This window comes from Enterobacter cloacae complex sp. HYC003_NIDB, from assembly GCF_056673375.1.
The window spans coordinates 1,276,189-1,288,691 of the sequence record NZ_CP114220.1 but is presented as its reverse complement, the minus strand read 5'-3'; the positions used below and the strand labels follow the sequence as shown (position 1 = coordinate 1,288,691).

Sequence of the window (12,503 nt, the reverse complement as noted above, 5' to 3'; positions counted from 1 at the left end):
GCGAAAATTAATGAATTCCGCCAATACGATTCAGGCGAACGCCGGTCGGCCACTCGCCTTCCTGCTTCTCAAAACTCATCCAGATAGCGGTTGCTTTACCGACCAGATTCGCTTCCGGCACAAAGCCCCAGTAACGGCTGTCCGCAGAGTTATCGCGGTTGTCACCCATCATGAAGTAGTGTCCCGGCGGCACAATCCAGGTCGCCAGCTGTTGGCCTGGCTGCTGGTAGTACATTGCCAGCTGATCCTGTGCGATGGGCACGGTCAGAATGCGGTGAGTAACATCGCCCAGCGTCTCTTTGCGTTCAACCAGACGAATGCCATTCTCTTTGGTTTCACCTTTTGGCACCTGGAAGAATCCGCTGGTCGCTTCACCGCCGTTACGGCGGGCGAAGGTCTGCACAAAATCAGCTGGCTCAACGTTGGAGTAAGTGACTGGCAGCGCATTTTCACATGCGGTGCCAGAGCTACAGCCTGGCTGAATGGTCACCTCTTTCGCCACCGGATCGTAGGTCACTTTATCGCCCGGCAGACCTACCGCGCGTTTAATATAATCCAGCCGCGGATCTTCCGGATATTTAAACACCACGATGTCGCCACGTTTCGGATGACCCGTTTCGATCAGCGTTTTCTGGTAGATCGGATCTTTGATGCCATAGGCAAACTTTTCAACCAGAATGAAATCACCGATCAGCAGCGTTGGCATCATCGATCCTGACGGGATCTGGAACGGTTCATAGATAAATGAACGCACCACCAGCACAATCGCCAGCACCGGGAATACCGATGCCCCTGTCTCCAGCCATCCCGGTTTTGGGCCGACTTTTTTCAGGGTTTTCGCGTCCAGCGCATCGCCCGTGGCTGCCTGCGCGGCAGCCTGACGTTCACGGCGTTTTGGGGCGAAGATAAACTTATCCAGGCACCACAACAGACCTGTCACCAGGGTAGCGATGACCAGGATCAGGGCAAACATGTTCGCCATGCCAACTCCTTAAGGTTATTTACCGTTACCGTCTTTACCAACATGAAGGATGGCAAGGAATGCTTCCTGCGGCAGCTCAACGTTACCGACCTGCTTCATACGCTTCTTACCTTCTTTCTGCTTCTGCAACAGCTTTTTCTTACGGCTGACGTCGCCGCCGTAGCACTTAGCCAGAACGTTTTTACGCAGCTGCTTCACGGTTGAACGGGCAATGATGTGGTTACCAATGGCCGCCTGAATCGCAATGTCAAACTGCTGACGCGGGATCAGATCTTTCATCTTCTCAACCAGCTCACGACCACGGTACGGTGCGTTATCGTTGTGGGTGATCAGCGCCAGCGCATCCACACGCTCACCGTTGATCAGCACGTCCACACGAACCATGTTCGAGGCCTGGAAGCGTTTGAAGTTGTAGTCCAGCGACGCATAGCCACGGGAGGTAGACTTCAGACGGTCGAAGAAGTCGAGCACCACTTCTGCCATCGGAATTTCATAGGTCAGCGCCACCTGGTTACCGTGGTAAACCATGTTGGTCTGCACGCCACGCTTCTCAATACACAGGGTGATCACGTTACCGAGGAACTCCTGCGGCAGCAGCATGTGACACTCTGCGATTGGCTCGCGCAGTTCCTGAATATTATTCAGCGGCGGGAGCTTGGACGGGCTGTCGACGTAGATCACCTCTTTCGATGTGGTTTCTACTTCGTAGACAACCGTCGGGGCGGTGGTGATCAGATCCAGATCGTATTCACGCTCCAGACGTTCCTGAATGATCTCCATGTGCAGCAGACCGAGGAAGCCACAGCGGAAGCCAAAGCCCAGCGCCGTTGAGCTTTCTGGCTCGTAGAACAGGGAGGCATCATTGAGGCTCAGCTTTCCGAGCGCATCGCGGAAGTTTTCGTAATCGTCAGAGCTGACCGGGAACAGACCCGCATAAACCTGCGGTTTCACCTTTTTGAAGCCTGGCAGCGCTTTATCTGCCGGGTTACGTGCACCGGTCAGGGTATCACCCACCGGCGCGCCGAGGATGTCTTTAATGGCACAGACCAGCCAGCCCACTTCGCCGCATTTCAGCTCGGTACGGTCAACCTGTTTTGGCGTGAAGATGCCCAGACGGTCAGCGTTGTAGACCTGGCCGGTGCTCATGACCTTGATTTTGTCGCCTTTACGCATGGTGCCGTTTTTAATACGCACCAGCGAGACAACGCCGAGGTAGTTATCAAACCAGGAGTCGATGATCAGCGCCTGTAGCGGCGCATCCGGGTCGCCTTCCGGCGGCGGAATATCACGCACCAGACGTTCCAGTACGTCCGGAACACCGACACCGGTTTTCGCCGAGCAGCGCACTGCATCGGTCGCATCAATACCGACGATGTCTTCAATCTCTTCCGCTACGCGCTCAGGATCGGCGGCTGGCAGGTCGATTTTATTCAGAACCGGCACCACTTCAAGATCCATTTCCATGGCGGTGTAGCAGTTTGCCAGCGTCTGGGCCTCTACGCCCTGCCCGGCATCCACCACCAGCAGCGCGCCTTCGCAGGCCGCCAGCGAGCGTGACACTTCATAAGAGAAGTCAACGTGCCCTGGGGTGTCGATAAAGTTCAGCTGATAGGTTTCACCATCGGAAGCTTTATAGTCGAGCGTCACGCTCTGCGCTTTGATGGTAATACCGCGTTCGCGTTCCAGGTCCATGGAGTCCAGAACCTGGGCTGCCATTTCACGATCAGACAGGCCACCGCAAATCTGGATAATACGGTCAGACAGCGTCGACTTACCGTGGTCAATGTGAGCAATGATCGAAAAGTTACGTATGTTCTTCATATAGTTAAATAATTATGCCTTACGAATTCCTGGAGGCCGCTGTTCTTAGCCTGACGTTTTTCAGTGCGAAAACGCAGCATTCTACACTACATCCTTGTCAGCTGGAAATGCACTTAGAGCCAGGTATAGCGCGAAGAGACGGCGTTTTCTTTATTGCGATGTAAATAATAATAAAGCCCGGCAGATTACCGGGCCTCAGAAGAGAGCGTCTCAACACGAAGTTGGTCGGGTGCCAGTGCAACGCTGAGGATAACGGGCTGCCACGCTTCCCGGGCGGCAAGCCTTGGGGAAACGCCTTTAGCAAGCCAGAACCCGCCCACCCCGCCCAACGCGGCACCGCACAAGGCGGCCAAATCTGTGCCGAACAGCATCTGGAAAACCCCGCCCATCACGAACAGACCTGCCAGCGGAGAAAGGTAAACCAGCATGGCGGAAGTGAGCAGGCTACCTTCAGCGATGCCCAGCTCCACTTTTTGCCCTGCCACCAGCGGCTGATCGCTCGGCACAGCAATAGTGTGCGACGTTTGCGGCCCCAGCTTATTCAACACGCGGCTGCCGCAACCGGCTCGCGAAGCGCAGCTGCTGCATGATGCTTTAACGTCACAGCTGACAAGCGCTACGCCATCCTGCCAGGATACGACCGTGGCCCACTCTTTAATCATTGCGCAGCCCTGAATTTAATGCTGTCTGAAATACGTTTTGCCGTTGGCGGCGGTAATTCACCGACAATGGTAATTTCCGCATTATCGCGCACCGTCGTGCTGACCGTCCGGCGACCGGTACGGAGCATCTGTTCGGAACTGTTCGCCGTAGCGCGATTGATATTCACCGAGAAGCTAAACAGCCCATCGGAATAGAGTCGCGACTCAACTGGTGTTTCGATGGTTGGGAGCTGGCGACGGCTGCTGGAAACTTCGCTGAACCCTTGCGGGATCCAGGATGGTACCCAGTTAAAATTGACAGAATCGCCGGCAGGCACGGAAAGCAAAGGCGGCAGGCTGGCTTTGGCCAGATTCTGCATGCTGTTGCCAACCTGACTGTTCACATCGAAGGAGATCACGCGGAACTGCTCCAGCGTCTCACCGTCGCGATCGAGCAGATCAACGCGCATCGGCAGCTTCGTCTCTGCGTCAATCCAGACGATATAGCTGTAACGTGTCCCATCCCGCGCAACAACGCGGATCACTTCGCACAGCCTGTCGGCAATACGCGTTCGTCCCACCGAGATAAAATCATAGTAGGGGGCGAGACGTTTAAAATCGGTGTAAATGAGCGACGGCAGGGAGTCAACGATGTAGTCACCATTGAGCGTAAACGGCTCAAGGCCAGGCTCGAAATAGCTGATTTCGTTCCCACGCTGGACCACTTCCCGACGCGGGCCATCCATCTGTAAAAGCTGGGCGAGCGGCTGGTTATCAAGGCGGGCGTGGCGATAGCGTAACGATTCGACACCCTGCTTATTGATGCTGATAAATGCCAACTCGTAATTGAGTGACTGGCTGGCCAGATTCATTTGCTGCAACAACGCCCCGGATGAAACATCAGCCGAGGCGTTAGCAGAGAAGAACAGGCTACCCGCCATCAAAGACATGGCGAACCAAAGTTGCTTCATTACTGCGATTGCGTTCCTAAAGTTTGGTTTCCTGGCACCTGCACAGCAGCCTGCTGGGTTTGGGCCTGCTCAAACTGAAGCTGCTCGGAGTGCAGACGGCGCTGCAACTCGTAATCCTGCAACATCGCATTAATGCGACGGCGCTGCTCCTGTACCTGCTGTTGTTGTCCGCCGCTTGCGGAGGCATCTGCCGGTACGCCCAGGCTAACCGGGCTGGCTTTACCCATCATCGGCAGCGTATTGAACACTGGCGCTTCAGGCTGCTGATTGGCTTCAGACTGAGTATTATAGTGCTGGACCCCAACGATAACTGCAAGCGATACGCACGCAGCGACCCCCATTTGGGTGAGCTGGCTGGCCCATGGACGCACCTTGTGCCAGAACGGCATTTTCTGCCATTGGTGAGGTGCAGGCTGCGCTTCAGGAATCAGCGGCGTGGTCTGATGAACAGGTTCGTTCTCAATGGCCGCCATAACGCGTGCTGAGATATCGAAATGGAGAACCTCGCTGGTATCACCGCGCAGAGAGTCGCGGATAAGATGATAGCTCTCCCAGGTCTGTTGCATTTCGGGAGAATGAGACAACTCATCGAGCAGCTCATTATCCAGCGTTTCACCATCCATTAAAGCGGAAAGTTTTTCTTTCTGCATGCCTAATACCTTTTCCAGTATCCCGCTATCGTCAACGCCTGATAAGCGGTTGAACTTTATTATCAATGGCTTCTCGCGCACGGAAAATTCGTGAACGAACCGTGCCGACCGGACAATCCATGATGGCGGCTATCTCTTCATAGCTTAGGCCATCCAGCTCCCGTAACGTAATTGCCATGCGTAAATCTTCCGGGAGCGACTCGATCGTGCGAAAAACGATTTGTCTCAGTTCTTCTGACAACATTAAGTTCTCAGGGTTCGAAATTTCTTTCAGCGCGCCACCACTTTCGAAGTTTTCTGCGTCGATAGCGTCAACGTCACTAGAAGGCGGACGACGGCCCTGAGCAACCAAATAATTCTTAGCCGTATTGACTGCAATACGATACAGCCAGGTATAAAAAGCACTATCCCCCCGGAATGAATCCAGCGCGCGATAGGCCTTAATAAAAGACTCTTGCACCACATCAGGAACATCGCCTGACGGTACATAGCGGGAAACCAGACTCGCTACCTTATGCTGGTAGCGCACCACCAGTAGGTTAAAAGCTTTCTGATCTCCCTTCTGGACCCGTTCAACCAGGACCTGGTCCGTTAACTGCTCGCTCATCCGAGGTAATGTCTCCCCAAACCAAATTCCACGCGTTATCGAAACGCCACTCTAACAACATTGCACTTTGAGCAAGCACCGAATTAGAGTGTCTGTTCTTCAATAAGTTCCGTAACGCCTTTGTTTTTGTTCATCGCGCCGCAGACCGTTCATTTTCTCTCATTATAAGTCTGTTCACGATACGCACCCGCTTTCTGACAAGAATCATCAACTTTATCGTCAGAAGAGTAACGCAACACAGGCTTTATTTCACCACAAAATCTGAAGCTAACGATCTGCTTCGCAAAATATTTCCGGCCATTTAGCGCAGATTTAACTTCTGGCCTTCCGTTTAGTCATTGCAACACACAACAAAAAAAACGTGCGATATCTCGCATCACAATGCTATTCTCCCCACACCATGTTTAGTAAATTAAACAAACATCATGAACACGACGCCTGAACTTCATTGTGATGTACTGATCATCGGCAGCGGTGCTGCCGGCCTATCCCTCGCACTGCGCCTGGCGGAACATCAGAACGTAATCGTGCTGAGTAAAGGGCCGATGAGCGAAGGTTCCACCTTCTATGCACAAGGCGGTATTGCCGCCGTGTTTGATGAAACGGATAGTATAGCCTCGCACGTAGAAGACACCCTGATTGCCGGCGCCGGGATCGTGGATGAGCATGCGGCAGAGTTTGTCGCCAGCAATGCCCGCCACTGCGTGCAATGGCTTATCGATCAGGGCGTGCTGTTTGATACGCATGTTCAGCCTAATGGTGAAGAGAGCTATCACCTGACCCGTGAAGGCGGGCACAGCCACCGCCGTATTCTGCACGCTGCTGATGCAACCGGAAAAGCGGTTGAAACCACGCTGGTCAGCAAAGCCCTCAGCCATCCTAATATTCGGGTGCTGGAGCGCAGCAACGCCGTCGACCTGATTATTTCCGATAAGATTGGCCTGCCCGGCACGCGCCGTGTTGTCGGCGCATGGGTGTGGAATCGGAATAAAGAGAAGGTGGAAACCTGCCAGGCAAAAGCCGTTGTGCTGGCGACTGGCGGCGCCTCCAAGGTTTACCAGTACACGACTAACCCGGATATCGCCTCCGGAGACGGTATCGCCATGGCCTGGCGCGCAGGCTGCCGCGTGGCGAATATGGAGTTTAATCAATTCCATCCTACCGCCCTGTTCCACCCGCAGGCACGTAACTTCCTGTTAACTGAAGCGTTGCGCGGCGAAGGCGCGTATCTGAAGCGTCCGGACGGTTCCCGGTTTATGCCGGACTTCGACCCCCGAGGTGAACTTGCCCCGCGGGATATCGTGGCCCGCGCCATTGACCACGAGATGAAGCGGCTTGGCGTCGACTGTATGTATCTGGACATTAGCCATAAACCGGAAGACTTTATTCGCCAGCACTTCCCGATGATTTATGAAAAGCTGCTGAGTCTGGGTATTGATTTAACCCGCGATCCGGTGCCGATTGTACCTGCCGCACACTATACCTGTGGCGGGGTGATGGTTGACGATCATGGTCGTACCGACGTGGATGGTTTGTATGCGATCGGCGAGGTCAGCTACACCGGCCTGCATGGTGCGAATCGCATGGCCTCAAACTCGCTGCTGGAGTGTCTGGTGTATGGGTGGTCGGCTGCGGAAGATATTACCAAACGCATGCCCTATGCACGTCCGACAACACACTTGCCGGCATGGGATGAAAGTCGGGTAGAAAACCCGGACGAACTGGTGGTTATCCAGCATAACTGGCACGAGCTGCGGCTTTTCATGTGGGATTATGTCGGGATTGTACGCACAACGAAGCGTCTGGAACGCGCGTTACGCCGCATCATGATGTTGCAGCAGGAAATTGATGAATATTACGCCAACTTCCGCGTTTCTAATAATCTGCTGGAGCTGCGCAACCTTGTGCAGGTTGCCGAGCTGATTGTGCGCTGTGCGATGATGCGCAAAGAGAGCCGTGGCCTGCATTATACGCTGGACTATCCCGAACCGCTTGAAATGTCCGGCCCGTCGGTGTTGACGCCGCAGGTTCACATAAACAGATAAAAGGCCTGGGTCAGTGCAGTGTAATCTTCGGAATAACGCTGGTCTGGCCCACGAATGACCATCCTGTCGATAAAGCATTCCCCCTCTTTCGGCGAGAGCGCCAGCAACACGCGGTGCGGTAAGCGTCCTTCCGTATCCGAAATATCGGTACGAAGACGCAGATTCCAGCCGATCCCCCGTGCGATCTCAATGAAGGTATTACCCGTGCTTTCAGGCAAGACCACGCAGAAAAATCCCTCTTCCGAGATGAGCTCCGCCGCACTGGTCAGTAGCGCCTTGTGATCGAGCGAGCCGGTGTAACGTGCCTGCTCGCGTTCTGGCGTTCCACATTCCACGCCTGGCGTGAAATACGGCGGATTGCTGACAATCAAATCGTAACGCGCGGTTTGCTCCGACGCCCAGGTCAGGACATCGGCGCATTCTACCCTGATGCGATCTGCCCACGGAGAGTCGGCAGCGTTTTCACTTGCCTGCCGAGCCGCCTGAGGATCAAGCTCAACGGCGTCGATCGTGACGTGTTCTTCCGTTCGCTGCGCCAGCATCAGCGCCTGAAGTCCGCTGCCCGTACCAATATCCAGAATGCGTTTTACACCTGCGACAGGCGCCCATGCACCCAGTAAAATACCGTCTGTACCGACTTTCATCGCACAACGATCGTGCGCCACAAAAAACTGTTTAAACGTAAAACCATCGCGGCGCAACTGCGCTTTGAGTTGAGACATGTCAGGGCAACCTTCTGAGTGAAACTGGAGTAGCATAGGGGAAAGCGAAGTGGTCGAAAAGCGATATCCATACAAACAGATGAAGATTACAGCCGTAACGTCTATAATCAGCGCCCCACACAGAGGTAGAACATGACTGTAACGACTTTTTCCGAACTTGAACTCGATGAAAGCCTGCTCAATGCCCTTGAGAGCAAAGGCTTTACACGCCCGACCGCCATTCAGGCCGCGGCCATTCCGCCTGCGCTTGAGGGCCGCGATGTGCTCGGTTCTGCGCCAACCGGCACGGGGAAGACAGCAGCCTACTTGCTGCCTGTGTTGCAGCATTTGCTCGACTTTCCGCGTAAAAAATCAGGCCCGCCGCGCATTTTGATCCTGACCCCGACCCGTGAACTGGCGATGCAGGTTGCCGAACACGCGCGTGAGCTGGCGGCGAACACCCATCTGGATATCGCGACCATCACCGGTGGCGTAGCGTATATGAACCACGCCGAAGTGTTCAGCGAAAACCAGGATATCGTTGTCGCGACGACGGGCCGTCTGCTGCAATACATAAAAGAAGAGAACTTCGACTGCCGCGCGGTGGAAACGCTGATTCTCGATGAAGCTGACCGCATGCTGGACATGGGCTTTGCCCAGGATATCGAACACATCGCGGGTGAAACGCGCTGGCGTAATCAGACAATGCTGTTCTCGGCAACCCTTGAAGGGGATGCCATTAAAGATTTCGCCGAACGTCTGCTGGAAGATCCGGTGGAAGTGTCCGCTACGCCATCGACCCGTGAGCGTAAGAAGATCCACCAGTGGTACTACCGCGCAGATAACCTTGAGCATAAGGTTGAGTTGTTGAAACACCTGCTGAAGCAGGAAGAGGCAACCCGTACCATCGTCTTCGTACGCAAACGTGAGCGCGTGCATGAGCTGGCAGAAATGCTGCGCAATGCCGGTATCAACAACTGCTATCTCGAAGGTGAAATGGCGCAGGTTAAGCGTACCGAAGGGATTAAGCGCCTGACCGATGGCCGCGTGAATGTGCTGGTTGCCACCGATGTTGCCGCGCGCGGGATCGACATCCCGGACGTGAGCCACGTAATCAACTTTGATATGCCGCGCAGCGGTGATACTTACCTGCACCGTATTGGTCGTACCGGCCGTGCGGGCCGCAAAGGTATTGCTATCTCTCTGGTAGAAGCGCACGACCATCTGCTGCTACAGAAAATTGGCCGCTACGTTGAGGAGCCGCTGAAAGCTCGCGTGATTGACGGGCTTCGTCCGACCACACGTGCGCCGAGTGAAAAAATGACGGGTAAACCGTCCAAGAAAGCGCTCGCGAAACGTGCTGAGAGAAAAGAGAAAGAAAAAGAGAAGCCGCGCGTTAAACAGCGCCACCGCGATACCAAAAATATTGGTAAGCGCCGTAAGCCAAGTTCTGCTGCGCCAGAGACAAAAACGGAAGAGTAAAAAAAGCCGGGACATTCCCGGCTTTTTTATTCCACCCCCGAAGCTGAACTTTACAGGCTTTCAGTAAAGGTACGCGCGATAACGTCGCGCTGCTGTTCCGGGGTCAGAGAGTTGAAACGCACCGCATAGCCAGACACACGGATGGTCAGCTGCGGGTATTTTTCCGGGTGCTCAACGGCATCCATCAGCGTTTCGCGACGCAGGACGTTAACGTTCAGGTGCTGACCGCCTTCCACGCGTACTTCTGGTTGCACTTGCATTGGAATTTCACGGTATTCAATTTCGCCCAGTTTGCTCACCGGAACGATTTCGTCTTCCGCAAAACCTGCTTTCGCTACTACACAGCGCGCTTCGTTTTTCTCGCTGTCCAGCAGCCAGAAAGAGTTCAGCAGATCGTCATTTGCAGCTTTAGTAATCTGGATACCTGTAATCATGTGTTGCCTCCCTTAGGCTACATTAACTGATGCTGGCCTTTTGCGGCCAATTGGTAAAACCATTGTTTGTTGTGTGTATATATAACATTCAGACCCGGGTGATTTATTGATTTAAATCAACAAAACCACCAACCACACAAAGAGTGTGGTCTGTATTTTTTGTTTTAGATCAATTTTAAAAGTTTACCAATTCAACTTAACCAGCCTGGTTTTCAACATAAATTGAGTCACTTAGCTTGGTTTTCCGCGGGTAATTTTGCTCATTGGTGTTTAACAGGTAAGCTAGACACAGAATGAGATTCGCAGGAGAGCGAGATGACAACACCTTTAACCTGGCATGACGTGCTGGCAGAAGAGAAGCAGCAGCCCTATTTTATTAATACCCTCAGTACCGTTGCGGCTGAACGGCAGGCCGGCCAGACAATTTATCCGCCGCAGAAAGATGTGTTTAACGCCTTCCGCTACACCGAACTGAGTGATGTAAAGGTGGTTATCCTGGGGCAGGATCCGTACCACGGCCCCGGGCAGGCTCACGGACTGGCATTTTCCGTGCGTCCGGGCGTGGCCATCCCCCCTTCTCTGCTGAATATGTATAAAGAGCTGGAAGGAACGATTCCGGGTTTTACCCGCCCTAATCACGGTTATCTGGAAAGCTGGGCGCGCCAGGGCGTGCTGTTGCTGAATACCGTATTAACCGTCCGGGCGGGTCAGGCACACTCCCACGCCAGTCTGGGATGGGAAACCTTTACCGATAAGGTTATCAGCCTGATCAATGAGCATCGTGAAGGCGTCGTGTTTTTACTCTGGGGTTCGCATGCCCAAAAGAAAGGGGCGATTATCGATCGTCAGCGTCATTACGTGCTGAAGGCACCGCACCCGTCGCCGCTGTCTGCGCATCGCGGTTTCTTTGGCAGTAATCATTTTGTTCTGACGAATGAGTGGCTGGAAAAGCGTGGCGAAAAGCCGATTGACTGGATGCCTGTGTTACCGGCAGAGAGCGAGTAGGGTTTGAATGTGCCGGGTCAGGCCCGGCACATAAAAGGCTTATGCCTTGTTCTGACGCCACCATTCCGCCAGCAGCACGCCGGTCGCAACGGATACGTTCAGGCTTTCAACGTTGCCAGTGCCGTCGATAGAGACGCTCAGGTCAGCGCTGGAGAGTGCCGCATCAGACAGACCATCACGCTCCTGACCTAACACCAGCACCATTTTGCGCGGCAGCGTCGCTTTAAACAGCGGCGTAGCGGCACGGCTTGAGGTGGTGACAATGGTGTAGCCCGCTTTACGGAATTGCTCCAGGGCTTCCAGCACGCTGTCGCCGGTGATCGGCTGAACGTGCTCTGCACCGCCTTCCGCGGTACGAATCGCCGCACCGGATTCCAGCAGCGCGGCATCCTGCAACAGAACGCCTTTCACGCCAAAGTGCGCGCAGCTACGCATCATAGCGCCCAGGTTATGCGGGTTACCCACATCTTCCAGCGCCAGCACGCAGTCATCGGCATCCGCCTGGCTAACCCACTGCTGCACGGTAGTGCCGTTACGTTTTTTGATCAGGAAGCAGACGCCGCCGTGGTGTTCTGTACCGGACGCTTTTGTCAGCTCGGCATCGTCAACCACGTGGTAGGCTTTGCGGTTCGCCGCCATCCAGCGCAGCGCTTCTTTGAAGCGCGGGGTCACGCTCTGAATAAACCATGCACGAACGATACACTCCGGGCGGCTCTGGAACAGGGCCTGACAGGCGTTCTCACCGTAGACACGGGTCTCTTCCGCACGCTGACGACGCAACACTTCCGGATCGATAAAGCTTTTTCCGCTGATACCGCCGTGATCGGCTTTTTCGGTCGCCTCTTCACCGGGCGCGCGAGAAACGGTACGCCATGGCGATCCACCGTCACGGACAACATCATCGCGTTTGCGATCGTCACGCTTACGGTCATCACGTTTGCGGTCATCGCCGCGGTTATTTCTGTCATCGCGGGCGGGGCGACGGCCACCGTCTGCACGAGAAGACGCCGGACGCCCGCCACCTTTTCCGGTACGCGGATTTTGGGTGCGTTTATCAGAGTCATCATCACTGCGGACATACATCACTTTGACCTTGCCGCTTTTGTTTTTCATTTCGTCGTTCATGCTTTTCTCCACCAGCGCTGCGCGAAGCGCGCAGATTAC

Annotated in this window: 12 protein-coding genes; 3 read left to right on the top strand and 9 right to left on the bottom strand. The window is 54.4% G+C overall.

What is annotated here, in order from left to right; genetic code table 11:
- Positions 1–7: 7 nt before the first annotated feature.
- The 6 genes from lepB to rpoE form a co-directional block, all read right to left on the bottom strand.
- Positions 8–982, bottom strand: a complete 975-nt coding sequence (gene lepB / locus O1722_RS06170; RefSeq protein WP_006811565.1) for a signal peptidase I — start codon at positions 980–982, stop codon at positions 8–10.
- A gap of 15 nt (positions 983–997) precedes the next feature.
- The gene (gene lepA, locus O1722_RS06165; RefSeq protein ID WP_003860714.1) at positions 998–2,803 is read right to left on the bottom strand and encodes a translation elongation factor 4; all 1,806 of its coding nucleotides are present in this window, start codon (positions 2,801–2,803) and stop codon (positions 998–1,000) included.
- 185 nt (positions 2,804–2,988) lie between these two features.
- Entirely contained in the window at positions 2,989–3,465 is a 477-nt protein-coding gene (gene rseC / locus O1722_RS06160; protein ID WP_015572140.1) for a SoxR-reducing system protein RseC, read from the bottom strand.
- A complete protein-coding gene (rseB, locus tag O1722_RS06155; protein WP_003860717.1) occupies positions 3,462–4,415 on the bottom strand; it encodes a sigma-E factor regulatory protein RseB in 954 nt (317 codons plus the stop codon). Before rseB ends, rseC begins: the two co-directional genes overlap by 4 nt.
- Positions 4,415–5,065, bottom strand: a complete 651-nt coding sequence (gene rseA / locus O1722_RS06150) for an anti-sigma-E factor RseA (RefSeq protein ID WP_015572138.1) — start codon at positions 5,063–5,065, stop codon at positions 4,415–4,417. Before rseA ends, rseB begins: the two co-directional genes overlap by 1 nt.
- Positions 5,066–5,096: 31 nt before the next feature.
- Entirely contained in the window at positions 5,097–5,672 is a 576-nt protein-coding gene (gene rpoE, locus O1722_RS06145) for an RNA polymerase sigma factor RpoE (protein ID WP_006176728.1), read from the bottom strand.
- 425 nt (positions 5,673–6,097) lie between these two features.
- Here rpoE and nadB point away from each other — a divergent pair, with 425 nt between their 5' ends.
- Positions 6,098–7,717 (top strand): L-aspartate oxidase, encoded by a 1,620-nt coding sequence (gene nadB, locus O1722_RS06140; protein ID WP_017692868.1) that lies wholly within the window; start codon positions 6,098–6,100, stop codon positions 7,715–7,717.
- On the opposite strand, the gene trmN is transcribed toward nadB, so the two are convergent.
- A complete protein-coding gene (gene trmN, locus O1722_RS06135) occupies positions 7,702–8,439 on the bottom strand; it encodes a tRNA(1)(Val) (adenine(37)-N(6))-methyltransferase TrmN (protein ID WP_015572137.1) in 738 nt (245 codons plus the stop codon). The two genes, nadB and trmN, sit on opposite strands and share 16 nt — an antisense overlap.
- Before the next feature lie 132 nt (positions 8,440–8,571).
- Between trmN and srmB the strand changes: the two genes are divergently transcribed.
- Complete coding sequence (srmB, locus tag O1722_RS06130) at positions 8,572–9,900, top strand: ATP-dependent RNA helicase SrmB (RefSeq protein WP_017383554.1); 1,329 nt, start codon at positions 8,572–8,574, stop codon at positions 9,898–9,900.
- A gap of 50 nt (positions 9,901–9,950) precedes the next feature.
- Here srmB and grcA read toward each other — a convergent pair whose 3' ends face one another.
- Complete coding sequence (gene grcA, locus O1722_RS06125) at positions 9,951–10,334, bottom strand: autonomous glycyl radical cofactor GrcA (RefSeq protein WP_003860727.1); 384 nt, start codon at positions 10,332–10,334, stop codon at positions 9,951–9,953.
- Between the two features lie 315 nt (positions 10,335–10,649).
- Between grcA and ung the strand changes: the two genes are divergently transcribed.
- On the top strand, positions 10,650–11,339 hold the full coding sequence (gene ung / locus O1722_RS06120) for a uracil-DNA glycosylase (protein ID WP_032654620.1): 690 nt from the start codon (positions 10,650–10,652) through the stop codon (positions 11,337–11,339).
- A 39-nt stretch (positions 11,340–11,378) separates the two neighbouring features.
- Here the strand turns inward: ung and O1722_RS06115 are convergent, their stop codons facing one another.
- Positions 11,379–12,464 carry a tRNA/rRNA methyltransferase gene (locus O1722_RS06115; protein WP_017383555.1) on the bottom strand — a complete coding sequence of 362 codons (1,086 nt, stop codon included), beginning with the start codon at positions 12,462–12,464 and terminating at the stop codon, positions 11,379–11,381.
- Positions 12,465–12,503: the final 39 nt, after the last annotated feature.

Coding starts and splice junctions, on each gene's coding strand:
- lepB (WP_006811565.1), bottom strand. CDS start 982: ATGGCGAACATGTTTGCCCTGATCCTGGTCATCGCTACCCTGGTGACA.
- lepA (WP_003860714.1), bottom strand. CDS start 2,803: ATGAAGAACATACGTAACTTTTCGATCATTGCTCACATTGACCACGGT.
- rseC (WP_015572140.1), bottom strand. CDS start 3,465: ATGATTAAAGAGTGGGCCACGGTCGTATCCTGGCAGGATGGCGTAGCG.
- rseB (WP_003860717.1), bottom strand. CDS start 4,415: ATGAAGCAACTTTGGTTCGCCATGTCTTTGATGGCGGGTAGCCTGTTC.
- rseA (WP_015572138.1), bottom strand. CDS start 5,065: ATGCAGAAAGAAAAACTTTCCGCTTTAATGGATGGTGAAACGCTGGAT.
- rpoE (WP_006176728.1), bottom strand. CDS start 5,672: ATGAGCGAGCAGTTAACGGACCAGGTCCTGGTTGAACGGGTCCAGAAG.
- nadB (WP_017692868.1), top strand. CDS start 6,098: ATGAACACGACGCCTGAACTTCATTGTGATGTACTGATCATCGGCAGC.
- trmN (WP_015572137.1), bottom strand. CDS start 8,439: ATGTCTCAACTCAAAGCGCAGTTGCGCCGCGATGGTTTTACGTTTAAA.
- srmB (WP_017383554.1), top strand. CDS start 8,572: ATGACTGTAACGACTTTTTCCGAACTTGAACTCGATGAAAGCCTGCTC.
- grcA (WP_003860727.1), bottom strand. CDS start 10,334: ATGATTACAGGTATCCAGATTACTAAAGCTGCAAATGACGATCTGCTG.
- ung (WP_032654620.1), top strand. CDS start 10,650: ATGACAACACCTTTAACCTGGCATGACGTGCTGGCAGAAGAGAAGCAG.
- O1722_RS06115 (WP_017383555.1), bottom strand. CDS start 12,464: ATGAACGACGAAATGAAAAACAAAAGCGGCAAGGTCAAAGTGATGTAT.